This is a genomic window from Streptomyces telluris (assembly GCF_024519335.1).
GTDB lineage: Bacteria > Actinomycetota > Actinomycetes > Streptomycetales > Streptomycetaceae > Streptomyces > Streptomyces telluris.
The window spans coordinates 143,129-167,816 of record NZ_JANIID010000001.1 but is presented as its reverse complement, the minus strand read 5'-3'; the positions used below and the strand labels follow the sequence as shown (position 1 = coordinate 167,816).

Below are 24,688 nucleotides of genomic sequence, written 5' to 3'. Positions count from 1 at the left end.
AGGGTGCTCTACGGGCCCGGGGGGATGACCGAGGGGAGAGAGGTGCCCGTGGGACGCATCGCTCGTATCACCGGCCGGGACGTCGTCATCGTCGGCGGCGGGGTCGCCGGGACCAGCGTGCTGCTGCAGCTGGTCCGCGCGCTCGCCGGTCGCCGGCCGCCCCTGCCCGTCGCCTCCGTCCGCGTCGTGGACCCCCACCCGGCCGGCTGGGGCCTGGCCTTCGGGGACGACGACCCGCTGCTGCTGTGCAACACCGCGGCCGAGCTGAACTCGCTCCTCGCGGACCGGCCCGGCGACTTCGTCGATCACCTGCGCGAGCACGGCTGGACGGGCACCGCGAAGGACTGCGTCCCCCGCGCCCGGATGGCCGAGTACTGCGCCGACCGCTCCGCAGGGGCCCGCGAGCAGGCCGCGCGGACCGGCGTCGCCGTCGAGCACGTACGGGCGAGCGCGCTGAGCATCGGCGCCGGCGGGCCGGACGGCCACCGGGTGCGGCTCTCGACCGGCGAGGAGCTGTGCGCCGACGACGTCGTCGTCTGCACCGGCGTCCACCGCCCCCGCGTCCCCGACGGCTTCGCCGCCTTCGTCGGCCACCCGCGCTACCTCGACAGCCCCTACCCGGCGTCCCGGATCCGGGAGGGCCTGCGCCCGGGCTCGCGGGTGCTCGTCCTCGGCAGCCACCAGTCGGCGGCGGACGCGGCGCTGCTGCTGTGCCGCGACGGCCACCGCACCACCCTGACCTCGCCTTCGGGCCGGCTGCCCGCCGTCCGCGAGTCACTGGCCGCGCCGCTGCACCCGTACCCGCCGCTGGAGCGCATCTCCCGCCTCGACCCCGCGGACCCGTACCTGGAGGACCGGCTGGTGCGGTGCGTGGTGGAGGCGATCCGGCTGCACGACCGCCGCCCCTTGCGCCGGCAGGTCTCCCGCGCCTGCGATCCGGTGCAGCGGCTGCGCGAGGAGACCGCCCTCGTCGAGGAGGGCGCGTGCGCGTGGCCGGACGTCATGGTGCCCGTGATCGAGCAGCTCATCGCGCTGGCTCCCGCCCTGTCCCCGGGCCGCCTCCGCGAACTGGCGGCGGAGTTCGCCTGGATGACCGGGCGGTACGCGACCGCGCTGTCCCACGTCAACGCCCGGCGGCTGCTCGCGCACTTCGACTCCGGGGCGCTGCGCATGGTCCGCCCCTACCCGCGGTCCGTCTCCTTCGAGGGCGGCGCGTGGCGGGTGGAGCGCTCGGGCGCGGCGCCGGAGCGCTTCGACTACGTCGTCAACGCGACCGGCTTCGGCCCGCCCCTGCTGCACTGGGACCGGGAGAGGACCGCCCTCCACGTGGACGGCGCGCCCGACGGGGGCACGGCCGTCAGCCGTCTGGAGGCGGACCTGCGGGTACGCAGGGGGCCGGAGGCGGCGCCGGAGCACGTGTGGGTGGTCGGGGTCGGTACGCACGTACGCATCCCGTTCTCGAACCACCTGCGCAACGTGGTCCGCCAGGCCCGCCAGGTCGCGGACCGGCTCGCGCAGGGCGAGCCCGTGCCGGCGGACCGGGGCGAGGGGCCGGCGCCGGGCCCGGGGGCGCAGGCGCGGATCAGGGCCTGAGGCCGCCGGACCCGGCGCCCCGCACCCGCACCCTCGGCGGTTCCGCCCGGCGCGTGGCCGGCACCTCCGTCCGGGGCGGGGCCGAACGGGTGCGGACCGCGTCGTGGGCCACTCCGGTGAGCCAGGCCTCGGCGTCGACGACGAGCAGGACGTGGGCGTCGCCGATGCCGTGCCGGTCGGCCGCCCGCCTCAGGGGTCCGGAGTCCTCCGCCGGGTAGCGGGAGACGGTCGTGCGGGGCTCGCGCTGCCCGGAGCCGCGCAGCGTGTCCGCGGCGCGCAGCACCTCCTGCGCCACCTGCCCGGCGAGCCCGGTCAGGGCGGCGGCGGGTCCCGGCGGGAGGGGCTCGCGCAGCCCTTCCTGATGGGTCATCAGCAGCAGTTCGGCGCCGTGCACGATGGTGCGCCCGGTGGCCAGGGCGGCCTCCCAGTGCGGCTCGGGCCGGTTGCGGCGCGTGCGCTCCGTCAGGTACTGGGCGAAGGAGGCCTCGGCGAGGTGCATGGCGCGCCGCGCGGCCTGCAGCGGGTCGCCCTGGGAGCGGTCGCGCTGGAGCCGGTCGTCGCCCAGCAGGGCGGTGACGGTGCGGCAGGCGACGGCGCCCTCGGCGAGGAGGTCCGCCATGTCACGGGCGAGTTCGCCGCGGCCGCCGCGCGGCCAGGCGAGGAGAGCGGCCAGGGCCCCGGCGGCACCGCCTACGGCGACGTCGAGGAGCCGCACCTCGGACAGCCGCCAGCCGGGGCCGGAGACCTGGGCGAATACCAGGACGGAGGCGAGGGTGAAGGCGGTCTGCGTCCAGGCGGGCCCGAGCAGGGGCCCCAGGGTGAAGCCGACGAGGATGACGACGGGCAGGGCGAGGGCGTAGAAGAGGGGCCGGTCCCCGGCGGCGTAGAGCGTGAGGGCGGCGACGGCGGCGCCCGCGACGGTGCCGGCGAGGGCCGGGGCCGGGGCCGCCCGGGTGTCGGCCGCCGAGGTGCGCATGAGGCTGAGGGTGGCCAGCAGTACCCAGACGCCGTGGGCCAGGTCGAGCGTGCCGGCGAGCAGCCGGGCGCCCGCCAGCGCCACGGCCAGGCGCAGGGCGTTCTGCAGGTGGACCGAGCGGGGGGTCAGGTGCATCCGCAGGCGCCGCCACCACAGCAGGTGCGCGGGCGTGTCCGCGTACGCGAGGACGTCCGCGCCCGGGTGCGGCGGCGCTGCGGCGGGCGGCTGCGCCGGGCCGAGCGCGAGGCGGGCGGCCCCGGCGGCCAGCCGGGTGGCTTCGGCGGCGCCCCGGGCGACGGCGTCCTGGCGCAGCCGGGCGGTGGAGGCCTCCCGCAGCTCGGCGACGCGGACCGCGTCGAAGGCGGCGAGGGCGGCGGGCAGCGGGTCGGGCCGGGTGTCCGGGGTGCCGGTGCGCAGCTCGCCGGCGACGGACCGCAGGGAGAGTTCGGTGTGCCGGAGCAGGTTCACGGCGGCGGGACCGGCCGCGGGGTGGCCGGGGCAGTCGGCGAGGCGGTCGAGCTGGTCACGCACGTGGTGGACGGCCGCGCGGGTGTGGTTGAGGGCCCGGTCGCGGACGGAGGGCGAGGCGGGGCGCTCGGTGACGGGCACGCGGGAGAGGCGGGCGGCGGCCATCGCGCGGTCGGCGGCCTCCCGTTCGGCGGGCGCGCCGCCGCCGGCTTCGAGGTGGTAGGCGGTGGCGCTGGCGTAGTCGGCCACGGCCGCCACCGCCTCGGCGAGGACGGCGCGGTAGGGGACGGGGGCGGGTTCGGGCCACAGGAACCGCTCGGCCAGGACGGCGAGCAGGATGCCGGTGGTCAGGCCGGTGAGCCGGGAGTCCAGGGAGCCGGGATCGTAGGGCGGGAAGCAGGGCAGTACGTAGAAGAGCTGGAAGGCCGTGGCGAGGCCGGTCAGGCGCGGGCCGCCGACGCCGCAGTAGGCGAGGACGAAGCCGACGGCCAGCATGCCGCCGGCGGCCGCCCAGGGATGGACGGCGAGGAGCGTTCCGGCGGTGACGAGGACCCAGCCGGCGGGCAGGGCGGTGAGCAGGGTGCGGGTCCGCTGCCGCGGCGGGCCGGGGACGCGGCAGAACATGACGAGGGGCAGTGCCCCGAACATGGCGTACAGGGCCATGACGGAGTCGCCGGTGACGTACCGGAAGAAGGAGAAGCCGGGGCAGGCGGCCGCCACCGCCCACAGGGCGCGGCGGGCCGCCTGCGGCACGCCCTCGTGACGCAGGAGCCGGCGGGCGGACACGATCATGCCCGCGTCCACCGGGGCGCCTTCCGCCCGCAGGAGTGCGGCGGAGCGGCCCGGGGGCCGGGTGCGGCATTCCAGCTGATTGTGCGGATCATAATGATCCTCACATTAGGTGAGGAAACGTCGGCTTCAAGGCGACACCCCGTCGGTCAGCACCGCAGCGGGTCCCTGATCACCGGACCGGTGGGGCCGGTGTTGCGGCACAGGGCGTAACCCTGGTCCCGCAGGTCGTCGACGATGCCCGGCAGGGCGTCGGGGAAGTTGCTGAAAAGATGCCCGAGCACCACTCCCCCGCGCTTGTCCTCCGCGGGGGCGTCGCGGATCCTCGCCCGCAGCGTGGCGACGTCGGGGAAGCGGCCGCCGGAGTTCTCCCAGTCGAGGGTGTCGACGGTCCAGGTGCACACGCGGTAGCCCAGGCTCGCGGCGATCCGCGTCTCCCGCGGGCCGTAGTCCCCGAACGGCGGACGGAGCAGCGTGCTCCTGACGCCATCGCGGATCTCCCTGCGCGCCTCGGCCTCCGGAAGCGTCGTCAAGTGCGGGTGCGAATAGGTGTGGTTGCCCACCCAGTGCCCCTGGCGCCGCAGGGTCCGGGCGACCTGGGGCTGCTGCGAGGCGTACTCGTTGATGAGGAAGAACGCCGCACGGATCCCCCTCTCCTTGAGGTAGGCGCCCGTCTCCACGGCCCGTTCGACGTGGTCGTAGGGCCAGTCGTCGAGGGTGAGCAGCACCCGGCCGGAGGTGTTCCCGCATCTCCGGTGGTCGTAGGCGGCCGCGGGCTCGGCGGAGGCGGGCTCGGCGGAGGCGGGCAGCCCGCACAGCACCAGGGTCAGCGCGGCCAGGGCCGCGCCCAGGGGCGGGCGGACGCGGGGCGGGCGGGGCAGGTGGAGCACGCGGCGCGACGAACCGGACATGCGGGAACTCCTCCCTCGGCACCGTTCGGGGTTCAGATGATCCCGGCGCCGGGGTCCGGCCGCCAGCAGGACGACGCCCGGGAGGGACCCGGCGAGCCTCGGGCGGGGCGCGTACGGGGCCGCTTCCGGGGGACGCGGGCGTGACGCGCGCCACGCCCTCCGCGGCCCGCGCCGCGTTCAGCTGGACGAATGCGCCCGCCGCAAGACATCCTTGCCCGCCCGGCATTGGAACGCCCCCGCAGGGGCGGCCGAGGATACGAGGCATGAACACGAACACGGATTCCCGTACCGACGTGCTGGCCGTCGTGAGCCAGACCGGACCCACCGTCACCTTCTTCGACGCCGGCACCCACGAGCAGCTCGACGTGGTCGAAGTGCCCTCCCAGCCGCACGAGTTGTGCTTCGACCCCGACCGGCGCCTGCTGTACTGCGCGACCACGTACGTCGACGGCTACTACCACGCCCACCGGGGCCGGGCCCGGCAGATCGCCGTCATCGACGCCGACGCCCGGAAGGTCGTCGACACCGTCGACATCGGCCCGGACCACGCCCCGCACGGCTTCGCCCTGGACCGGGAGCGCTCCCGGCTGTACGTCAGCGTCGAGGCCACGGACACCAAGCCGGGCGGCGTCGTCATCCTCGACGCGGACACCCGCCGCCGCATCGGCCGGATACCCGTCATGGCCGACGGGCCGCACTGGTTCGCCATCTCCCCGGACGGCCGTCGCGGCTGGTCCACCAACAAGGAGGCGTCGTTCGTCTCCGTCGTGGACCTGGAGAAGGACGAGTTCGCCGGGCGCGTCGCCGTGCCGGGCAGCGAGGGGCTCGACGTCTCTCCCGACGGCAGGCACGTCTACGTCGCCGCCCCCAAGGGCGACTTCCTGCCCACCCCGGCCGCACAGCCCGGCATCCGGGTGATCGACGCCGTCACCGGAGAGGTGCGGCGCGTCCTGCCGACCGAGGGCCTGGTCTTCCCGGTGCACACCACGGTCACGGGCGCGGTCCTCGCGGGCGAGCTGCGCATGGGCGGGGGCGAGGGCGGAGCGCTCGGCGCCCAGCAGGACGGGGTGCTGACCGTCTTCGAACCCGACGGCTTCGAGGTCGCCGGCCGGGTGCCGGTCGGCCGGTTCCCGCTGACCATCACGTCCTCGCCGGACGGGAAGGTGGGCTACGTGGCCAACGTCATGTCCAGCACGGTGACCGTGGTGGACCTGGAGCGGATGGACGTGATCACCACGCTGGAGGTCGGCCGGAAGGGCGAGGCGGGCGCGCACGGGCTGGCGTACATCCCCGCCGCCGGCTGAGCCGGTGCCGGGGCCGGGCCGGGGAACGGGCACAATCGTGGGGTGTCCAGAAGAACCAGACCCCACGCGCCCCGGCCGGCCGTCACCGCCGCCTCCCCCTGCCCCTGCGGCCTCGACGCGTCCTACGGCGACTGCTGCGGCTGCCTGCACGCGGGCGAGCGGGCGGCATCGACGGCCGAACGGCTGATGCGCTCGCGCTACAGCGCCTTCGCCGTCCGCGACGCCGCCTACCTGCTGCGCACCTGGCACTCCACGACCCGGCCGGACGGGCTGGACTTCGACCCCGTCATGGAGTGGACCCGGCTGGAGATCCTGGGGACGACGGACGGCACGGCCTTCCACCAGGAGGGCACGGTGGAGTTCCGCGCCCACTACACCGCCCGCGGCCGCGCGGACTTCCAGCACGAGAACAGCCGCTTCGCCCGTGAGGACGGGCAGTGGGTGTACGTCGGCGAGGTGTGACCGGCGCGGCGGCGGTGCCGGTCACCACGGTGCCGGTCACCCGCACGGCTCGCGCCAGGCGTCCAGTTCGAGCTTCTTGCGCATCGAGCTGAGGCCGAGCCGCTGCGCCGTGGGGCAGAAGTCCTTCCGCTCCAGGGCGTACTCGACGTGGAAGACGGCCTTGCCGCCCTTCACGAACGGCGTCAGCTTCTCGCACTCCTCGAACTCGGCGCACTGCTCGTTCACCGCGAAGTCGAAGTCGCCCACGAGGGCGGGGATCTGGTCCAGGTCGTTCTTCAGGCCGATGGCCATGCCGCGTTCGTGGGCGAGCGAGGCGAGCATCCGGTTGAAGGCGAGCTGGTCGGCCGCGGACAGCGGGAAGCCCGTGCGGTTGCGGTAGCCCTCCGTCAGGTCCGGCTCGACGGCGTCGAAGCCCTTCTGCCGGCACATGTCGAAGCGGGCCGCCATGATCGGCCGCAGGACGTCGAGGCGGCGGATGTCCAGCCACTTCTCGCCCTTCCAGCCCTTGTTCGGCTCGCCGAGCACTCGCTGCGGGAACGCCTTGTGGTCCGGGCGGAAGTCCTCCCAGGCGCCGGCGTTGATGTAGCAGATCACCTTGGCCCCGCGGTCGTGCAGCTCCTTGACCGTACGGGCCGTGTTCTCGAAGCCGTCGATGTCGTAGACGGGCACGTCGGCGGAGGTGTCGGCCTTGCCGTCGAGCTGCCACTGCCAGCGGGTGCCGGGGCGGGGCTGCCAGTGCGGCCCGCCGTGGCGGCGGGCCTCGCCGGAGGCGGAGGGCACGGGCGTGCCGCCGCCGGCCTCGTCATCCGGGCCGTCGCCGACCTCCGTGGCCGAGCAGCCGGCCAGGGCGGCCAGCAGGAGCAGCGCGGCGAGGACGCTGTACGGCCGCTGCCGCCGCTGCCGGTTCACCGCGCGCTCCGCGGGTGCGGGGGCCTGCCCGGCGCGAGCCCGGATCCGTCCGCCCCGGACAGGACATCGCCCGCCCCCGGCCGGGCCCCGGAACCGTCCGTCCCGGGCCGGGAGTCAGCCGGTGCCGGCCGCGGGCCGGCCGGCCCGGTGGGGAGCGGTTCGCCGTGAACCCACGGCGCGGAGCGCCAAGGGTTGGCCCCCTCTCCCGGTACCGCGCAGTGCACCCCGGCGCCCCGGTCCCCGGCGGTGCGCGCCACGTGGGCGGCGTGCCCGGTCGGCACGCCGTAAACGAGGTGGCAGAAGCGGGCCGGCGGGTGGTCGGCGGTCCAAGGCGGCACGGTCGCGCTCCGGTAGGTGTCCCAGGTGCCCTCGAAGGTGACGAGGAGGTCGGCGACGCGAGCATAGCCGGGGTCGGGGTGGGTGCCGGGGTTGAGGACGGCCGTCCGCGCACCCAGCGCCCTGGCGAGCATGACGAGCCGGCGGTAGTGGGGCAGGTGCGCGGCCTGCGCGGCCGTCTGGTCGAGGAAGACGCCGTCGACGCCGTACCAGCGGCGGTGGCGGCGGATGTCGCCGACGACCGCGCGCGGCGGCCGGTGGCCGTAGCCGGTGTCGACGTAGCCGAGCAGCCGTACGCCGGCGCCGCGCAGGCGTTCGGCCACGGCCCCGAAGGCGGGGTCGGGGCGGGAGCCGGGCCCGTCCGCGACGTTGAGGACGACGCCGTGCAGCCGGGGCGCGGCCGCCTCCAGGGCGGCCCACGCCTCGGGGTCGGCGTCCGGGTGGACGTACAGCGGGACGAGCAGCCGCTGCCCGTCCGGCCGGTGGTCGGGTGGGCTCACCGCGGGGGCTCCCCGGCCCGGTCGCGGGTCTCGGCCCACAGGTCGGTCAGCGAGGTGGCGAGGGGGCGCCGTGGCGTCCAGCCCAGGGCCTTCGCCGCCAGGGCGGTGTCGGCCTGCTGCCAGGGCACGGCGGCGGAGCGGGGCGAGCCGTCGCCGTCCTCGTCGAGCCGGCCGCGGAAGCCCGCGGAGGCGATGAGCCCGTCGGCGACCGCCCGGACGGGGCGGGCGGTGCCGCTGCCGATGTTGAGGACGGGCGGCAGCGGGCCGGGCGCGGTGACGGCGAGCGCGACGGCGTCGGCGACGTCGCGCGCGTCGACGAAGTCGCGGTGGGCGGACAGGTCGCCGACCTTGATGCGGCCGTCCCGCCCGGCGTCCCGGAGAAGCCCGGCGAGGCGGCCGGGCAGGGAGGCGGCGGGCGCGCCGGGGCCCACGGGGTTGAACACCCGCAGGACGGCGGCGTCCAGGCCGGAGCCGGTGACGGCGAGGGTGCCGGCCAGCTTCGTCGCGCCGTAGAGGCCGAGCGGGCGCGCGGCGTCGGTCTCGGCGACGGGCCGTTCGGCGGGCCCGTACTCGGCGGCGGAGCCCAGGTGGACGAGGCGGGCCCGGGGCGCCGCCGCGCGCAGGGCCTCGCACAGGACGGCGGGGCCCAGGGCGTTGACGCCGGTGAGGCCCACCGGGCCGCCGCCGACCGCACCCGCGCAGTTGACGACGGCGTCGGGCGCGGCGCGCCGCAGGTCGGCGGCCAGGGCGTCCACCTGCGCCGAGAGGAGGTCGACGGGAACGTCGGCGGCGGCCGAGCGGCCGGCGGCGAGCACCTGCGCGCCCGGGAGGGCGCGCAGGTGCTCGGCGGCGTGCCGGCCCAGGAAGCCGGTGCCGCCCAGGACGATGATGCGCATGCCGGCCGTTCACGCTCCCTTGATCAGCATGTCGCGGTGCAGGGAGAACTCCCGGTTGGCGCGGTCGTAGTCGTCGGGCCGGCCGATGTCGAGCCAGTAGCCGTCGAACTCGTAGGCGCTCGGCGGAGTGCCCGCCTCCAGCATGTCCAGCACCAGCTCGTCGAACCCCAGCGGCAGCCCCGGGGTGTAGCGGGCGAGGGCGGCGCGGGAGACGCCGTAGACGCCCATGGAGACCCGGTAGTCCATTCTGGGCTTCTCGGCGAAGCCGACGACTCTGCCGGAGTCGGTGGTCAGCACCCCGAAGTCGATGCTCACCTGGCGGGCGTAGGTCGCGATGGTCAGCGGCGCCGCGGAGGCCACGTGGGTACGGTACACATCGCCGAAGTCGAGGTCGGTGAGGATGTCGCCGTTCATGGCGAGGAAGTTCTCGGGCAGCCGGTCGAGCATGGTGAGGAGGGGGCCCATGGTGCCCAGGGGGCTCTCCTCGGTGGTGTAGTCGACGCGTATGCCCCACTGGGATCCGTCGCCTACGTAGGCGCGGATGATGTGCCCGAGGTGGCCGATGGCCAGCGTGCAGCTGGTGAACCCCGCGCTGACGAGCTGGCGCATCACGATCTCCAGGATCGCGTGCTCCTCGCCGATGGGCACCAGGGGCTTGGGCAGGGCGGTGGTGTACGGGCGGAGCCGGACGCCTTTGCCTCCGGCAAGAATGACGACGTGCATGGGTGCTGTTCCTCTCTGCGGGGGTGACGTCGGGGCGGTGCCGTCGCGCGTCAGACGTTGTAGATGCCGGCCTTGTACCGGCCGAGGTTCAGCGGGTCGCGGAAGAACGCGACGGTCTGGGCGAGTCCCTGCTCGAGGGTGTGGGCGGGGGCCCAGCCGGTGGCGGCACGCAGCCGGCTCGCGTCGCACACCAGGCGCATGACCTCCGACGCGGCCGGCCGGATGCGCTCCTGGTCGGCGCGGACCTCCAGCTCGGTGTCCATGATCTTGCCGATGAGGGAGACGAGGTCGCCGACCGAGATCTCCTCGCCCGTACCTGAGTTGAAGGTGCGTCCGACGACGTCGGCGGCGGGGGCGGTGCCGACGGCGAGGAAGGCGGCGACGGTGTCCTTGACGTAGCTGAAGTCCCGGGTGGGACGCAGGTCGCCGAGGGTGATGGTGCGCTCCCCCGCGGCGACCTGCCCGATGACGGTGGGGATCACGGCCCGCATGGACTGGCGCGGGCCGAAGGTGTTGAAGGGGCGCAGCGTGACGACGGGGACCTCGAAGCTGGCGTGGTAGCTGTCCGCGAGGCGGTCGCCGCCGGCCTTCGAGGCGGCGTACGGGGACTGGGTGTTGATGGGGTGGTCCTCGCTGATGGGCACGGTCTGCGCGGTGCCGTAGGTCTCGCTGGTGGAGGTGTGGACCAGGCGCGGGATGCCGAGGTGGCGCACGGCCTCCAGCACGTTGAGGGTGCCGGTGACGTTGGTCTCCACGTAGCTGTGCGGGGCGCGGTAGGAGTAGGGGATCGCGATGAGGGCGGCCAGGTGGTAGACGGCCTCGGTGCCGGTCACCAGGCCGTGGACCGAGCCGGGGTCGCGCACGTCGCCGAGGACGACCTCGACGTTGTCCATCACCTCGCCGGGCAGGGTCTCCAGCCACCCGTAGGAGGAGAAGGAGTTGTACTGCACCATCGCGCGGACGCGGTGGCCGGCGGCGACGAGCGCTTCCACCAGGTGCGAGCCGATGAATCCTTCCGCGCCGGTGACGGCTACGGGGGCGGGTGCGGATGCGGGCATGACGGTCTCCCTTTGGGTGAGCGGTGGCGGCCGGCTCCGGCCGCGGTGGAGCGGGGACGGAGCGAACGGTGCGTCAGCGGTGCGTGGTGATCCGGCTGAGCAGGGCGGTGGCGGCGGCGAGCAGGCAGGCTGCCGCCGCCGTACAGACGAGGAGCTGGGCCGTGACGGGCGCGGAGATCCGCAGGACGGCGGCGGCCGATTCGGCGCCGGCCGCGGCCAGGCACACCAGGGCCGGGAGCCAGGCGACGCCGAAGGCCTGCAGGAGCAGCCCGGTCCACAGGACGGCGCCCAGGGCGAGCAGGGAGGCGGTCCGTCCGGCGGTGACCGGCGGGCCGTCCGGCCACAGCGCGCCCGTGGCCAGGCCGAGCAGGGCGAGCGCCGCGAGGTAGGCGGCGACGCACAGGCCCAGGACGCGGGCCGCGCCGAACTTGAGGCCGGCGGTCGTGGTGGAGCGGGCGAGTGCCGCGAGTGCCGTGCCGCGGCAGCGGTAGAGCAGCCATTCCGCGGCTCCCATGCTGAGGGTGAGCGCGATGACGGCGGCCCCGGCGGTGGTCGCGCCCGGGGTGCGGCGCAGGACGTCGCCGAGTGCGGCGAGGGTCGTCAGCACGCCGCAGCCCAGGCCGAACAGGCCGTACGGGACGGAGGCGAGCGGCGACAGGGCGGGCTGTGCGGGTGGTCTGCCTTCGCGACGGGCCCGTACGGCCTCGTGGGCCGCCGCGGCGAGCACGCCCCCGGCGGTGGCCAGGAGCAGGGCGACGCGAAGGGCGTCGGGCGGCCGGACGGCCAGGAGTGCCGCCCCGCCGGCCGCGGTGGGCGCGAGCGTGAGGAGCAGCAGCCGTTCCCGGCCGAGTACCAGCAGGACCGTCGCCGCGGCGAGGTAGAGCGCCTGGCCGGCCGCGAAGGCGGCCACTCCCGGCAGGCCGGGCGGGATCACCGCCGCGGCCGTGGCCAGGAGGGCGCCGAGCGGTGCGCCCCCTTGCAGGCAGCGGGCCGCGGCGCTGCGCCCGCCCGTCGCCAGGCGCAGGTAGGCGCGGTGGGCGAGGGCCTGGTTCCACGCCCAGGCCACGAGTGCGGAGGCGACGAGGCCCGCCGTGCCCAGGGGCAGGCCGTAGCCGTCCCTGGCGCCGGCCATCAGGGGCGCGGCGAGGGAGTAGCCGAAGCCGGGGAGGGTGAACACCAGGGCCCGCAGGACGAAGCGGCCCGGGGTCACCTTCCAGGGGTCCGGACGGGGTCCGGGTTCGGGGTGGCTGCGGGGCACGCGCGCGTACAGCTCCGCCGCGAGTTCGAAGGCGTCGGCGCGTCCGTAGCGTTCGGTGATCTGTTCGCCGGTGAGGCCGTCGGCCTCCAGGACGGCCGCGATCTCGTCGGGGTGGACGGCCGCGGCGCACACCTCGGCCAGCTGCTGGGCGAGTTCGTCGACGGGGTCGGCGGCCCAGCTCGGCCGCGGCCGGGGCCGCACCGTCGCGGGTGCGGCCGCCAGTTCGTGGGCGGGCTCGGGCTCGTCGGGCACGAGGCGGAGTAAGCCGCTCATCGCGCACCGCCCGCGGCCAGGGCCATGACCGGTCTCTCGGCGTCCGCGAGGTCCCGGGCCGGGGCCTCCTGCCTGCGCCGGGGCCGTTCGAGGGCGGACTCGGGCCGGCGGGTGCCGGCGAGGTCGTGGTAGATGCCGCGGAAGGCGTCGATGGTCTGCCGGAGGGTGAACTGTTCGATGACCCTGAGCCGGGCCCGTTCCCCCATGTCCGCGCGCCGCGCGGGGTCGCGCAGGAGCTTGAGGGCGGCGCGGGCCATGGCCTCGGGGTCGCGGGGCGGTACGACGAGCCCGGTGTCGCCGACGGCCTCGCGGACGCCGCCGACGTCCGTGGAGACGGTGGCCCGCCCGCACGACATGGCTTCGATGAGGGTGAAGGGGAATCCTTCGCTGATGCTGGAGAGCATCACGACGTTGCCGGCGGCATAGGCGTCGCGGATGTCGTCGACGCGTCCTTCGAAGACGACGGCTTCGCCGGCGCCGAGTTCCGCGGCGAGCTTCTCGCAGGCGGTGCGGTAGCCCTCGCCGCCGCGCGGGGTGCCGCCGAAGAGCCGCAGGCGGGCCTCGGGTATTTCCTCGCGGACGAGCGCGAAGGCGCGGATGAGCGTCTCCAGGCCCTTGATGGGGTCGACGCGGCCGGCCCAGCTGAGGGTCGGGGCGTCCGGCTCGGGCCCGGCGGGCGGGAAGGCCGTGGGGTCGACGCCGTTGTAGACGGTGCGGATGCGGTCGGGCGGGGTGCCGCCGTGCTCCTCCCAGCGCCGGTTGTAGCGGTTGCCGGGGGTGACCAGGGAGGCGCACCGGTAGCTCTCCGCGGCGAGCATCCGGAACAGGCCCAGCATCAGGGCCTTGACCGGCCAGCGGTAGGACTCGGCGCGGAAGCTCAGGTAGCGCTCGCGCAGGTAGATGCCGTGTTCGGTGAGGAGGAAGGGCGTGCCGTGCCGGTGGTGGGCGACCAGGCCGGGCAGCGTCGCGAGCCCTCCGCTGACGGCGTGGGTGACGCCTCCGGCGGGCGGGGTGGCCGCGAGCGGGCGCAGGGCGTGCTCCAGCAGGTCGGTGGCCAGCAGGGCGTCGTGCAGGGTGGGGCGGGCGGCCGCGGTGTGCAGGTGCGGCCGGTTCCAGACGCGGACGAGGGTGCGGGCGGCGGCCTCGCCGCGCAGGGCGGCCGACAGGGAGCCGGAGGCGGCGTGGTCGGCGAGGCGGTAGAAGGTGCGGGCGAAGTGCGGCTCCTGGTCCGGGTCCAGGAGGGACAGCAGGAACTGTTCGTAGGCGGTGAGGAAGGCCCGCAGGTCCCGGCCGCGCGGGGCGCGGCCGGGGGGCGGAGGTCCCCACAGGGCGTGGCTCTCCACCTCCCGGACGTGGCCGGGCAGTTCCCAGGCGAGCGGTTCGCGGCCGGTGCCGGTGACCGCGATGACCCGGAAGTCGACGTCGGGCATGCCCTGGACGAGCTGGTCGCACCACACGCTCACTCCGCCATGGCTGTGCGGGTACGTTCCCTCGGTGAGCAGGGTCACCGTGGGGGTGTCGGATGCCGTTTCGGCAGGCGGTCCGTGCATAGAACTCGGTTCTCTCCAGTGTCGGCTGTGCAAGGGGTGGTGCGGCACGGAGTGATGGCGGGCCGGGTCAGCGCCGGGCGGCGGCATCCCCGGGGCCGTAGGGCACGCGGGCGGTGACGCCCTCGGGAACCGGGAGGGACTTCGCGGCCGGGGGCTGTGCGGCGGCGGTGGCGGAGGTCAGCGCGCGGGCCGACGGGGTGGCGCCGGCGGGCAGGGTGAGGTCGAGGCGGTCCTGGCCGGCGGCGGGGGCGGCCCAGCCGGAGCGCAGGCCCGCGTAGGCGTCGCCGAAGGCGGCCCGGGTGTCGTTGCGGACGGTGCCGGCGGGCAGGGTGGCGGAGAGCTGCGTCCCGGCGGGTGCGGAGACGGTGACGGTGCTGCCGATGCGGTAGGCGGTGACCTTGCCGGCGGAGACGGCGGCGGCCCAGGCGGCCCGCTTGCTCATCTCCGTGCCGATGTCGCGCATGCGGAGGTTGACCAGCGGGGTGTTGTCGGCGTACAGGCCGGAGTAGTCGGAGAGGACCTTCTCCAGGACGGTGTAGCCGATGCGCTCCTCGGCGAGGTTGGACTGGTGCATGAAGTGCGGGCGCGGGTCGTTGGCGAGGACGTGGCCCATGGCGATGCGGGCCTCCAGGGGCACGATGTAGGACGAGAAGCCGGTCTTCACGTCCAGCGGGGCCTTCAGGCAGGTGGTCGTGGTGGAGTTCTCGCAGGTGCCGCTGCCGCCGTCGGCCTTCTTCGTGTACAGCCAGTTGTACTCGTCGGTCTGCTCGGTGGCCTTGCCGACGTTGTAGTAGACGTTCATCGGGTAGCGCGGCACGGTGAGCGCGGGGCCGACCTGGCGCTGCTGGCGTTCGCGGGAGTTGTCGCTGGCGATCCAGCCGACGCCGTTCTGCGTGAGGGACGGCGCGAGCTCGGGGTTGTCCTTGTTCTGCTGGGGCAGGGTCTTCAGGCCGGAGTGCTCGCCGGTGACCAGTTCGTCCTTGTCGAGGGTGAGGCCCTGGCGCGCCGCCCAGTTGAGGTTGTTGCCGATCTCGCCGTTGATGGCGGTGCGGCTGACCCAGCGCACGTTGCCGAACAGGTCGGTGGCGCACTTCCACGGCACGACCGTGGTGTTCTGCACGCAGCCGAGGAAGGCGTGGGTGTAGGTGTGGTTGATCCAGCGGAAGGACTTCTGGTCGGCGCGGAGCTGGTCGAGCAGCGGGTCGTACGTGCCGCCGTGCTCGGCCTTGAACTCCTCGCTGCCGACGCCGTTGTAGGCCAGGTCCAGCGGGAGGTTGTGGCTCTGCGACCACTGCTTGGCGTACTGCGCGTCGGCGGCCGTCATGCGTATCGGCGGGCTGTCGGGGGCGGGGTTGCCGGGGCAGTCGACGTCGCCGGGGGTGCACTTGCGCTTGACGTCCCAGCGGTCGTCGGAGGCGAAGACGTCGTCGACGTGCACGCCGAGGTAGTTGCGGGAGGCGCCCAGGTGGATGCCCTGCGTCAGCCACTCCACGATGCCGCGCGAGACCAGGCGGAACTGGCTCTGGTACTGGTTGGCGATGAAGGTGACGACCAGCTCGCTGCGGCCGTCGTGGGTGTACTGGCCGATCAGGGAGCCGCGCGCGGTGCTGCCGGGGATCGGTGCGTCGAGGTAGCTGGTGTAGGTCGCGCCCTGCTCCTGTTGCGCCAGGGGCGCGGCGAGATAGCCGTAGCTCTCGTTGACCGAGGGGTCGTTGTCCTCGAAAGGAACGTTTTTCTTGAGGTAGCCGAAGGGGCCTGTGGCGCCGTCGGCCGTCACCTGGGCGGTCCCGCCGTCCAGGGGGCCGCTGTAGCCGGTGCCCTGGGGGCTGTTGAGCCCGACCTTGGGGCTCGCGTACGTGTAGGCGTCGACCTGGCGGATGCCGAAGCGCTTCTCGAAGGAGGCCAGGGCGGCCATCTCCGGCGAGTCCGTCCCGAAGGGGTTCTCGTTCGGCAGCACCACGCCCTGGAATCTGGCCCGCGGTCTGCCGTCCACGGTGTCGCTGAGGAACGCCTCGTCGATGCGGGGCCGCCCGCCGTCCGTCAGGTCCACCGCGGTGTACGGCGTGCCGGCGCCGTCGAGCTCCGCCCGGATCGCCTCCGTGGCGGGCCCGCCGTCGTCCACGACGAGGACCCGCAGGTCGATCCTCGGCGCCGGGTCGGCGGCATGGGCGGCCCCGGCCGGAACGGTGACGGCGAGCAGGGCGGCCGCAGTCCATGCTGCGGCAAGGCGGGTCGAACGACCCATAGGATTCTCCCCCCAGGACGGCGGCGCGCACGGCGCGGCCCTCCGGTTCCAAAGACACGTGCGGGCGGCGGCCGACGGCCCGGCCCGCACATCGAATTGATGATCCCCATTTGGTCCCCAGCGGCACGGCCCCACGGCGGTCGCGCCTCCCCACCCGACCGCCTGCCCGATCCCCCCACGGCACGGACACCGATGCCCGTGACCGGACCGCACGGCCGGAGCCGGACCGCACGGCACAGCGCGGGCGGCGGGCACACACGTGCCCGTGCCACGGCACCGAGAGGCACTTGCGTCCCTCAACAGTCTCTCGACCGCCCAGGCATATAGTGCGCCATGCCCGGAGGTCTCGCTGGCTCACCGGCCATGAGCGGGGCGGAACTCGCGCGTCCCTGGCCGGAATTGAGCGCCGCGCGATCACTCACCGCGGCGCGGGCGACGGCGCCGCGCCGGGCGACGGGCCCGCGGGTGACCTGTGGCGACATCACCGTCCGGCACGGATGCCCCGGCGTGTGCCCCCGGGCGCCCCAGGGGTACCGTAAGCGCCGGGCCATCCCGAGATCGGCCGGATGACGGCCGTCCGACTTTTCTTCCGTATCCCCTGATCGCCGCATACATCCCCCCGGTCACCGCCGTAGGCGATCTCACCGGGCGAGACCGCCCTCCGGGCCGGGACGCAACCGGAAGCAACTCCTCGCCCTCTAAGTAAGGTTGCCCTCCTTCACGGCGGCGCCCGCCTCCACCCCTCCCGCCCCCTGTCCTCCTGTTCTCCCGGCCCCTTCCCGCCCTCCCCTCCTTCCCCGAGGTGGGGTCCAGGAGGCAGGGTGGGGGCATGAGGCTACTGATACTGGGCGGCACGGAGTTCGTGGGCCGCGCCGTCACCGAGGCGGCCCTGGCCCGCGGCTGGCGGGTGACGGTCTTCCACCGGGGCCGGCACGCGCCGCCGGAGGGCGCCGCCGCCCTGCACGGCGACCGCCGGGAGGCGGACGGGCTGCGGGCGCTAGGGCGCGGCGAGTGGGACGCCGTCGTCGACACCTGGTCGTGGGCGCCGTCGGCCGTGCGGGACGCGGCCCGGCTGCTGGCCGGGCGCGCCGGGCGGTACGCCTACGTCTCCAGCGGCTCGGTGTACGCCTATCCCTCGCCGGCCGGACGCGACGAGAACTGGCCCGTGGTGGACGGCTCACCGGACGCAGGCGAGGTGGGCTACGCGGAGGCCAAGCGCGGCGGGGAGCTGGCGGCCCTCGGCTCCTTCGGCGACCGGGCGCTGCTGGTACGGGCCGGGCTGATCCTCGGCCCCGGCGAGAACGTGGGCCGGCTGCCGTGGTGGCTGGGGCGGATCGCCCGCGGCGGGACGGTGCTGGCCCCCGGCCCGCGCGACCTGGGAGTGCAGTACGTCGACGTGCAGGACCTCGCCGCCTGGATCCTCGACGCCCTCGCGGCCGGGCTCGGCGGCCCGTACAACCTGGTGAACCCGCCCGGGCACGCCACCATGGGCGAACTGCTGGAGGCCTGCGTCCGCGCGACGGGCTCCGGGGCGGTCCTGCGCTGGACCGGGCCCGAGGAGATCCTGGCCGCCGGCATCGAGCCCTGGACCGATCTGCCGGTGTGGGTGCCGCCGGGCGAGCTGTACGACGTGCTCCACCGGGGCGACGCCTCCAAGGCCCTTGCGGCGGGGCTGCGATGCAGGCCCGCGGCCGAGACCGTGGCGGCCACTTGGGCCTGGCTGCAGGAGCTCGGCGGCCGGGCCCCGCAGCGCCCGGACCGGCCGCCGCTCGGACTCGCCCCGGAGCGGGAGGCGGCCCTGCTGGAGCGGCTGACGGCCGCCGGCTGAGAAACGGCCGGACGGGGAGTGCGGCCGCCATCGTCCACATAAGCTGAAATTCCGTCTCAAAAGACTAAACCCCTTCCACTGATTGCCCGTCTCTCCCGGCGTAACGCGCCCTCCAAGAGGAGTGACTGCCGTGGGTCTGACGTCTCGGACGTTCCTGCTCGTCCTCGTGCTCATCGCCCTCGCGGTGAGCGCGCTCGCGCTGTGGCTGTGGCCGCGTGCCGCGCGGAAGGGGCCCCTGGCGGTGGCGGGCCGCCTCGGCCTGCTCGTCGTGACGCAGGTCAGCGTCCTGGCCGTGCTGCTCGTCGCCGCGAACAACGAGTACGGCTTCTACTCGACCTGGAACGAGCTGCTGGGCCGCGCGTCGAGCAAGCAGGTCCTGCAGCCGGGCACGAAGGACGGCAGGCGGCCGCCCGCCCTCACCGTGCGGGGGCAGGAGTCCATCGGGCTCAAGGGCACCCGCGAGAAGGCCGGGCAGGTGGACCGCGTCGAGATCCGCGGCCCGGTCAGCGGGCTGAGCATGGACGGCTACGCCTACCTGCCGCCCGAGTACTTCCAGAAGGAGCACGAGAAGGAGAAGTTCCCCGTGGTGGTGGTGATCACCGGGCAGCCGGGGGTCTCCAAGAACCTCATCACCCAGCTGAAGGTCCCGCAGGCCGCCTCCTCCGCCATCATGAAGAAGGAGGTCAGGCCGACGATCTACCTGCTGGTCCGGCCCTCGGTGGTCGCCGACCGCGACACCAACTGCACGGACGTGCCGGGCGGTCCGCAGGCGCTCACCTTCTTCAACGAGGACGTGCCGCTGGCCGTCACCGACGTGTACCGCGCCTCCGACGCCCCCGGCAGCTGGGGCGCCGTCGGCAACTCCACCGGCGGCTACTGCGCGCTGAAGCTCGCGATGACCAACCCGGCGCGCTACGGCGCCGCAGCGGGCCTGTCCGCCGACTACTTCGCGCGCCAGGACGGCAGGACGGGCGACCTCTACGCCGGCAGCAAGGCGTACCGGAACGAGAACGACCTGACGTGGCGCCTGGAGCACATGCCCCCGCCCCCGGTGTCCCTGCTCGTGAGCACCAGCAGGAACGAGAGCAACTACGAGCCGAGCCTGAAGTTCGCGCAGAAGGCGAAGCCGCCGCTCAAGGTCGACAAGCTCGTACGGGACGAGGGCGGCCACAACTTCCAGACGTGGCGCGAGGAGTACCCGGTGGTGCTCAGGTGGCTGGACAAGGAGCTCAAGGAGCTGACGGCGCCCCGCAAGAGCGGTCAGTAGCACCGCCGCGCGGCGTCTCCTCACGGGCGCTCCGGCCCGTCTCCCCCTCCCCCGAACGCGCAACGCGCCGCCCGGCGCCAGCGGTTGGCGGGCAGGGCCGGGCGGAGGGCGGCCAGAGCCCCGCAGTACTTCGTGAAGACCGCAGGCCGCACCCCGCACGCGTGCAGGAGCCGGTCGGCGTCCGTGAGGTGCCCCGCGGTCTTGGTCTCGACGAGGACGAGGCCCGCGTCGCACCGCACCCGGTACCCGGCCCCGGCCCCGGCCCCGGCGCGCAGGTCGTCGCAGACGAGGCCCGCGTCGCACGTGATGCGTTCCCCGTCGGCGACGAAGGTCGCGCGCAGGTAGTCCGTGCTGAGCGAGGGCTGCAGGATCGCGGGCGAGTCGATGCCGTAGGCGCGCTGCAGGGTGTCGGCGAGGAAGGCGCGGTAGTCGGCGTCGAGCGGGGTGTCCGTGCCGGCCAGCGGCCGCCGGTGCTTGACGGTGTCGCCCCGGCGCCCCTTCAGCTTGACCTCGAACTGGCGCTCCCCCGTGTCCTGGTAGACCCGCTCCCGCACCTTGAACCGGAGCCTGCGGCCCTGCCGGTGGTCGTGGAAGGAGCGCAGGCCCGGGGTGTCGTAGTAGACGGAGTGGTAGCGGAAGGCGCGGCGGCCGTCGATGGTGAGGGCGCGGAAGGGGCCGCCGGGTCTGCGGGGGTCGGTCAGCCGGGCCGCTATGGAGAGGAAGGTCTCCGCCGGTACGAGGTAGCTCCGGTCGAAGCGCGCCATCAGCTCGGCGCGCGCGTTGACCTCGGCGAGGGGGATGGGCTCGGTGGCATGCGCCGCGTCCCGGACGGCCCGGACCGCCGCGGCGGAGGCGGGCGGCACGGAAGGGACTTCCGCGGGCGTCACCGCGGGGGCGCCCGCGGAGGCGGGCTGCCGGACGGTGGCGGTCACACGGACCCCCACGCGGGTGCGGCCTCGGCTCCGGCCTCGGCCCGGGCTTCGGTACGGGTCTCCGTACCGAAGCCGGCTGCGGCCGGGACGGCGCTCCCGCGGCGGCTTCCCGGCTCGGGCTCGCGGTAGCGGACGTCCACGACCGTCAGGTCGCGCACGTAGTCGACCTCCATGACCGTCCAGTGCATCGGGTCGCCGAGGCGCCGGGCGAGATCGGCGCGGAGGGCGGAGGGGTCGGCGTGCACGGTGTCGAGGGTGACGACGGTGCGGCGGGAGCGCGCGAGGAGACGGGGGTGGTCCGCCGCGTAGACGACGAGGAGCAGGACCGCGCTGAGCGCGGCCGCGAGCCCGAACGCGAGGTGCGGCAGCCCCGTGATGAGCCCCAGGACCAGGGTGGTGAAGTAGTACGCCACCTCCTCGTGCTGCACGGAGTCCGACCGCAGCCGGATGATCGACAGCACGCCGAACATCCCGAACCCCAGGGCCATGCCGCCGCTGCCGCCCAGCTCGGCGAGGGCCGCGACGACGGTGAACAGGGCGACGTTCAGGGCCAGATAGGCCGGCACGAGGTCGCGCCGCCGGTGCCGGGGGTAGTAGATCGCGAACGTCAGCAGGCACACGGCCACGAGGTCGAGCCCCAGGTGGGCGGCGAGGTGTCGTAGGGAGTCCATCGCTCACTCTCTGTACGTAGGAAGTACCCAAAACCTAAAGAAACGCTGGGTGAACATTCGCTACTTCTGAGTGAACAATGCGCGTCTTTGACGGAACCGGACGGCAAGTGTCCGGATTACCGCCACGCCTGTCGCGTTCGACGCTCTTGCCCCGGAGGCCACGGATGTGACGGTCGTCCCGGGACCGGCCGCGCACGGGACTGTGACGCCGCTGTCATACCCGGCACACGGGCCGCGCACAATCACGCGCCACGCTTTTCTCTCCGGTCTCTTTCGGGATGAATCAACGCAAGTGAGGAGTGAGCGCCCGTGAAGCAGGAAATCCGCCGGAGCGCGGTGACGGCCCTGGTGGCCCTCGGCGCCGGCGCCCTCTCGCTCTACATCGCGGTCGCCGGCGACGGGGACGGCCTGACCGTCACGGCCGCGAGCCGCTTCGCCTCCGGCTACGTGCCGTACGCCGTGATCGTCACCCTGGTGGCCGCCACCGCCCCGACCGCGCTCCACGCGGTCGTACGGGCGGCGGCCTCCCAGCTGATCATGGTGTGGGGCTACTACACCTGGGGCCCGATGGTCACCTTCGCCTCGACCCCCACGATGGCCGCGCACTACGCGGAGAAGTGGACCGGGGTCGCCCTCACGGCGGTCCCCGTCGCGGCGCTCGCCGCCTACGCCGCGGGCAGGGCGCTGCGAAGCCTGCTGACGCCAAGGCCCGTCAGCCCGGCGTTGCAGAGCTCCCGGCCGGCTCCGGACGCGTGACGTCGGCGCCCGACCCGCCTTCGGATCCCCCGCCGCCGGGCCGCGGCCGCCAGGAGCTCGGCCGTGGAGGAGTGCTGCGGCGCGAGCATCAGCCGGGCGGCAGGACGAATAAGGGGACGAGTGGTGGGCACGGGAAACTCCAATCCGCCCATAGTGCGGAATAGTGACCCCGCCTCAGGAGTCGATCGTTCCGGTTTTGTTCCAGAGCTTCTGTGCGCCCTGATGGACCGCTTGTCGGTGTGCAGATAATAGGGGCCGCATTCCGGCTGCAGGGCCCTGCGGCCCGCCGCTGCCGGAATGCACCCGTACGCACAAGAACACCCGGAAACACCGATGGGGGCGTCAATGAACGCTGAGCTGATGGACGACGAGCAGCGGGCGGGCGCGGCCGCGCCCGCCGTACGGCGGCGGTGGCAGCGGGCCCGCCGGGCGGCCGTCGTCGCGGCGCTCGCGCTGGGCGCCTCCCTGCTGGTCTCCCCCGCGTCCGCCCAGGCGACGGAGCAGGCCCGCCCGGCCGCGGCCGTCGCCACGGTGGAGCGTGAGGCCGGGACCGGGACCGGGGCCGCCGCGGGAGCCGGGAGCACGGGCGCCGCGCCCGCGCTGCAGGCCGCGCACGGTCACCGGTCCCCCAAGGGCCACGTGACCTCTGCGGCGAAGAAGCCGAAGAAGGATAAAAAGAAAAAGAAGGGCTTCTTCAAGAAGCTCGGCATCTTCATGATCATCGTAATGATCCTGGTCTTCGTCTTCGTGATCGCCATGATCATTCTGGCGATCGTCCTGATCCGCAAGGCCCTCAAGCGCCGTCGCACCTGAGCGGATAATGAGGGTGCGGGGCGGCGCGGCCGCCCCGCACCCTCATGCGTCAGCGGACGGTCTGATCTCCGTCGGGCACGTCCTCGACGGTCACCAAGGCCCGGGGCTGCCCGAGGCCCTTGCCCACCGCCTCGGCGATGCCGCCGGGGTCGGGCGACTCCGGGAAGGGCACGGCCTCCCCGTCCCCGTAGCTCTCGATGGCCTTGACGAAATAGCCCGGGTCCCAGGCGCCGACGGCGCCCCTGACCTCGACCGCCCGCACCGGCCGGCCGCCGACCGCGCGCTTCAGCTCGGACAGGATGCGGTCGGAGCGGTATTCGCCGGGCACCTGGAAGAGGCTGGCGTGGGCACCCACGAGACCCCCGTCGCGCAGCCGGACGGTGACCGTCAGGCAGCTGGTGACGCTCGGGTAGAGGATCGCACCGCCCGGAGCGGCCTCGGCGACCTGCCCCTCCGTGATCCTGACGGGGGCCGTCGCACCCGTTGAGGCCTTGCCCGCCGCGGCCACGGCCTGCGCGGACGCCGGGGCGGCGGCCGCCTCCGCGACCGTCCCGGCCGCCATCTGCGCCGCCACGAGGACGGCCACCGCTGCGGCTGTCCGCCCGGCCGCCCGCCTCGCCTTCACACCGGTCGCCGGAGTGCGGGTCGCCGGAACGCCGCCGGTCGTCGAATCGCCCGTTATCTCATTTGTCTCATTCACGTGATCATTCTGCTCGCAGGCGGCTCAGACCGCCGAATCCGGGCCGAACCGGCTGCGGACCGCGATCTGGACCTCGTCCTCCTCGGCCGGATCCGCCGCGAGCCGGCGCAGCTGCTCGACGACGCGGACGTCGCCCGTGGCGGCGTGGTGCGCGGCGAGCTCGCGGGTGCTCTCCTCGCAGTCCCACAGGCACTCGACCGCGAAGCCCTTGGCGAACGACGGGTCCGTCGCGGCCAGCGCCCGCGCCGTGCGCCCGCGCAGGTGCGAGGACGACGTCTCGCGGTAGATGTGCCGCAGGACGGGCGCGGCGCAGGTGATCCCCAGCCGCCCGGCACCCGGGACCAGGTCCCACAGCACGGGCGCGTCGGGCCCCTCGGCCCGGACGGTCCGGCGCAGGGCTCCGAGGACGAGCGCCGCGTCGTAGGGGGCGCCGCGGGAGGCGAGCATGCCGGCCGCCGCGCCGCCGAGGGCGTCGCTCCGGTGGATCCAGGCGCGGGCGCGCTCCAGGGCGGCCGTGCCGCGCATCCGCTCGAAGGCGGTGACGGCGGCCTCGGCCACGAGCTCGCCGGGCTCGGCCGCGGCGGTCTCGATGAGGTCGAGCGCCTGGGGGTCGTCGTGTTCGGCGAGGTAGCGCAGGGCGGTGGCCCGGGCGCCCTCGGGGCCGAAGGCGGCGGCCTCGATGATCTCCAGCCGGTCCTCGGGGCCCGCGACGGCGTTCAGGCAGCGGGTCGCCGGGACGTGGCGCAGCTGGACGGGGTGCAGGCCGAGGCCCTCCTGGGCCCAGTCGAGGACCTCGCGCACGCTCCAGCCGGGCCGCGGGCCGGTGGGGCGCAGCTGGCGCTGCCAGCGGTCGAAGGAGCCCTGCTCCTGCGCGGCGCGCACCCGGTCCGCCGTGGCGGGCGACTGGGCCGCGTCGGCCCACAGCCGCCAGGGGCGGGGCTCGAAGGCGTCGCGCACGGCCGCGGCCAGCGCCTTCTCGCCCTCCGGGGTGCGCGGGAAGCGGGCGAGGATGCTCTCGCCGAGGGCGAGCAGGCCCGCGTCGTCGTCGCGCAGGGCGAGCTCGTCGAGGGCCCAGGCCCAGTTGGCTCCGGAGATCGCGTACCGCCGCAGCAGCAGGAGGGCGTCCTCCCGGCCGTACGAGGCGAGGTGGCCGAGGACGGCGAGGGCGAGCCCGGTGCGCTCCTCGGCGGTGTCGAGGAGGTCGTCGGCGTCGAAGAGGTGGGCGTCGATCCCGTCGAGCCCGGCGTCGAGGTCCAGACACAGGCGCGCGTAGTAGAGGGAGCGGTTCTCCACCTGCCAGTCGCGCCTGGGGTCGCTGAGGAGGCAGTGGTGGAGCGCCGCGAGCGCCTCCGCCCGCGGCGCCGCGAGGGCATGCAGGGTCCCGTCGCCGCGGCCTCGCTGAAGGAGGCCGAGCAGGGTGCCGCTGGGCGCTATGTCTGGATCGAACATGGGGTCAGCATCCGGTGCGGG

The 24,688-nt window shown here is 74.6% G+C and carries 21 protein-coding genes; 7 read left to right on the top strand and 14 right to left on the bottom strand.

The window, feature by feature from the left end; translation table 11 throughout:
- Positions 1-48 precede the first annotated feature (48 nt).
- Positions 49-1,593 carry an FAD/NAD(P)-binding protein gene (locus NQU55_RS00745; protein WP_168091771.1) on the top strand — a complete coding sequence of 515 codons (1,545 nt, stop codon included), beginning with the start codon at positions 49-51 and terminating at the stop codon, positions 1,591-1,593.
- Here NQU55_RS00745 and NQU55_RS36325 read toward each other — a convergent pair.
- On the bottom strand, positions 1,583-3,829 hold the full coding sequence (locus tag NQU55_RS36325) for an FUSC family protein (protein ID WP_168091770.1): 2,247 nt from the start codon (positions 3,827-3,829) through the stop codon (positions 1,583-1,585). The two genes, NQU55_RS00745 and NQU55_RS36325, sit on opposite strands and share 11 nt — an antisense overlap.
- A gap of 146 nt (positions 3,830-3,975) precedes the next feature.
- Entirely contained in the window at positions 3,976-4,737 is a 762-nt protein-coding gene (locus tag NQU55_RS00735; RefSeq protein WP_168091769.1) for a polysaccharide deacetylase family protein, read from the bottom strand.
- A gap of 263 nt (positions 4,738-5,000) precedes the next feature.
- Between NQU55_RS00735 and NQU55_RS00730 the strand changes: the two genes are divergently transcribed.
- Positions 5,001-6,041: a YncE family protein gene (locus NQU55_RS00730; RefSeq protein WP_168091768.1), complete on the top strand. Its 1,041-nt coding sequence runs from the start codon at positions 5,001-5,003 to the stop codon at positions 6,039-6,041.
- Positions 6,042-6,083: 42 nt separating this feature from the next.
- Positions 6,084-6,503, top strand: coding sequence for a YchJ family protein (locus NQU55_RS00725; protein ID WP_168091767.1), 420 nt, complete (start codon positions 6,084-6,086; stop codon positions 6,501-6,503).
- A gap of 36 nt (positions 6,504-6,539) precedes the next feature.
- Here NQU55_RS00725 and NQU55_RS00720 read toward each other — a convergent pair whose 3' ends face one another.
- The 8 genes from NQU55_RS00720 to NQU55_RS00685 form a co-directional block, all read right to left on the bottom strand.
- Positions 6,540-7,412, bottom strand: a complete 873-nt coding sequence (locus NQU55_RS00720; protein WP_168091766.1) for an endo alpha-1,4 polygalactosaminidase — start codon at positions 7,410-7,412, stop codon at positions 6,540-6,542.
- Entirely contained in the window at positions 7,409-8,248 is an 840-nt protein-coding gene (locus NQU55_RS00715) for a spherulation-specific family 4 protein (RefSeq protein ID WP_308402187.1), read from the bottom strand. The genes NQU55_RS00720 and NQU55_RS00715 overlap by 4 nt, the downstream gene beginning before the upstream one ends.
- Positions 8,245-9,144 carry an NAD-dependent epimerase/dehydratase family protein gene (locus tag NQU55_RS00710; RefSeq protein WP_168091765.1) on the bottom strand — a complete coding sequence of 300 codons (900 nt, stop codon included), beginning with the start codon at positions 9,142-9,144 and terminating at the stop codon, positions 8,245-8,247. Before NQU55_RS00710 ends, NQU55_RS00715 begins: the two co-directional genes overlap by 4 nt.
- 9 nt (positions 9,145-9,153) lie before the next feature.
- A complete protein-coding gene (locus tag NQU55_RS00705) occupies positions 9,154-9,867 on the bottom strand; it encodes a nucleotidyltransferase family protein (RefSeq protein ID WP_168091764.1) in 714 nt (237 codons plus the stop codon).
- Positions 9,868-9,917: 50 nt separating this feature from the next.
- Positions 9,918-10,925: a GDP-mannose 4,6-dehydratase gene (locus NQU55_RS00700; RefSeq protein WP_168091763.1), complete on the bottom strand. Its 1,008-nt coding sequence runs from the start codon at positions 10,923-10,925 to the stop codon at positions 9,918-9,920.
- Positions 10,926-10,998: 73 nt separating this feature from the next.
- Positions 10,999-12,456, bottom strand: coding sequence for a hypothetical protein (locus NQU55_RS00695; protein WP_168091762.1), 1,458 nt, complete (start codon positions 12,454-12,456; stop codon positions 10,999-11,001).
- Complete coding sequence (gene pelF, locus NQU55_RS00690; protein ID WP_168091761.1) at positions 12,453-14,006, bottom strand: GT4 family glycosyltransferase PelF; 1,554 nt, start codon at positions 14,004-14,006, stop codon at positions 12,453-12,455. Before pelF ends, NQU55_RS00695 begins: the two co-directional genes overlap by 4 nt.
- Positions 14,007-14,073: 67 nt before the next feature.
- Positions 14,074-16,251, bottom strand: a complete 2,178-nt coding sequence (locus tag NQU55_RS00685) for a hypothetical protein (RefSeq protein ID WP_168091760.1) — start codon at positions 16,249-16,251, stop codon at positions 14,074-14,076.
- Between the two features lie 829 nt (positions 16,252-17,080).
- On the opposite strand from NQU55_RS00685, the gene NQU55_RS00680 reads away from it, so the two are divergent.
- Both NQU55_RS00680 and NQU55_RS00675 read left to right on the top strand, forming a co-directional pair.
- Positions 17,081-18,079, top strand: coding sequence for an NAD-dependent epimerase/dehydratase family protein (locus NQU55_RS00680; RefSeq protein ID WP_168091759.1), 999 nt, complete (start codon positions 17,081-17,083; stop codon positions 18,077-18,079).
- Between the two features lie 130 nt (positions 18,080-18,209).
- On the top strand, positions 18,210-19,346 hold the full coding sequence (locus NQU55_RS00675) for an alpha/beta hydrolase (RefSeq protein WP_256789392.1): 1,137 nt from the start codon (positions 18,210-18,212) through the stop codon (positions 19,344-19,346).
- Positions 19,347-19,366: 20 nt separating this feature from the next.
- On the opposite strand, the gene NQU55_RS00670 is transcribed toward NQU55_RS00675, so the two are convergent.
- Positions 19,367-20,278, bottom strand: a complete 912-nt coding sequence (locus NQU55_RS00670; RefSeq protein ID WP_256789391.1) for a polyphosphate polymerase domain-containing protein — start codon at positions 20,276-20,278, stop codon at positions 19,367-19,369.
- Entirely contained in the window at positions 20,275-20,949 is a 675-nt protein-coding gene (locus tag NQU55_RS00665; protein ID WP_168095026.1) for a DUF4956 domain-containing protein, read from the bottom strand. Before NQU55_RS00665 ends, NQU55_RS00670 begins: the two co-directional genes overlap by 4 nt.
- Before the next feature lie 309 nt (positions 20,950-21,258).
- Between NQU55_RS00665 and NQU55_RS00660 the strand changes: the two genes are divergently transcribed.
- Both NQU55_RS00660 and NQU55_RS00655 read left to right on the top strand, forming a co-directional pair.
- On the top strand, positions 21,259-21,705 hold the full coding sequence (locus NQU55_RS00660; RefSeq protein WP_168095025.1) for a hypothetical protein: 447 nt from the start codon (positions 21,259-21,261) through the stop codon (positions 21,703-21,705).
- Between the two features lie 345 nt (positions 21,706-22,050).
- Positions 22,051-22,518: a hypothetical protein gene (locus tag NQU55_RS00655; protein ID WP_168095024.1), complete on the top strand. Its 468-nt coding sequence runs from the start codon at positions 22,051-22,053 to the stop codon at positions 22,516-22,518.
- Between the two features lie 49 nt (positions 22,519-22,567).
- Here the strand turns inward: NQU55_RS00655 and NQU55_RS00650 are convergent, their stop codons facing one another.
- Both NQU55_RS00650 and NQU55_RS00645 read right to left on the bottom strand, forming a co-directional pair.
- Entirely contained in the window at positions 22,568-23,218 is a 651-nt protein-coding gene (locus NQU55_RS00650; protein WP_256789390.1) for a hypothetical protein, read from the bottom strand.
- 24 nt (positions 23,219-23,242) lie between these two features.
- Positions 23,243-24,667 (bottom strand): HEAT repeat domain-containing protein, encoded by a 1,425-nt coding sequence (locus tag NQU55_RS00645; protein WP_168095023.1) that lies wholly within the window; start codon positions 24,665-24,667, stop codon positions 23,243-23,245.
- Positions 24,668-24,688: the final 21 nt, after the last annotated feature.

Bases quoted from the DNA above. Each gene is read 5' to 3' on its own strand.
- NQU55_RS00710 (WP_168091765.1), bottom strand. From the start codon at position 9,144: ATGCGCATCATCGTCCTGGGCGGCACCGGCTTCCTGGGCCGGCACGCC.
- pelF (WP_168091761.1), bottom strand. From the start codon at position 14,006: ATGCACGGACCGCCTGCCGAAACGGCATCCGACACCCCCACGGTGACC.
- NQU55_RS00695 (WP_168091762.1), bottom strand. From the start codon at position 12,456: ATGAGCGGCTTACTCCGCCTCGTGCCCGACGAGCCCGAGCCCGCCCAC.
- NQU55_RS00685 (WP_168091760.1), bottom strand. From the start codon at position 16,251: ATGGGTCGTTCGACCCGCCTTGCCGCAGCATGGACTGCGGCCGCCCTG.
- NQU55_RS00705 (WP_168091764.1), bottom strand. From the start codon at position 9,867: ATGCACGTCGTCATTCTTGCCGGAGGCAAAGGCGTCCGGCTCCGCCCG.
- NQU55_RS00665 (WP_168095026.1), bottom strand. From the start codon at position 20,949: ATGGACTCCCTACGACACCTCGCCGCCCACCTGGGGCTCGACCTCGTG.
- NQU55_RS00645 (WP_168095023.1), bottom strand. From the start codon at position 24,667: ATGTTCGATCCAGACATAGCGCCCAGCGGCACCCTGCTCGGCCTCCTT.
- NQU55_RS00700 (WP_168091763.1), bottom strand. From the start codon at position 10,925: ATGCCCGCATCCGCACCCGCCCCCGTAGCCGTCACCGGCGCGGAAGGA.
- NQU55_RS00680 (WP_168091759.1), top strand. From the start codon at position 17,081: ATGAGGCTACTGATACTGGGCGGCACGGAGTTCGTGGGCCGCGCCGTC.
- NQU55_RS36325 (WP_168091770.1), bottom strand. From the start codon at position 3,829: ATGATCGTGTCCGCCCGCCGGCTCCTGCGTCACGAGGGCGTGCCGCAG.
- NQU55_RS00735 (WP_168091769.1), bottom strand. From the start codon at position 4,737: ATGTCCGGTTCGTCGCGCCGCGTGCTCCACCTGCCCCGCCCGCCCCGC.
- NQU55_RS00730 (WP_168091768.1), top strand. From the start codon at position 5,001: ATGAACACGAACACGGATTCCCGTACCGACGTGCTGGCCGTCGTGAGC.
- NQU55_RS00655 (WP_168095024.1), top strand. From the start codon at position 22,051: ATGAACGCTGAGCTGATGGACGACGAGCAGCGGGCGGGCGCGGCCGCG.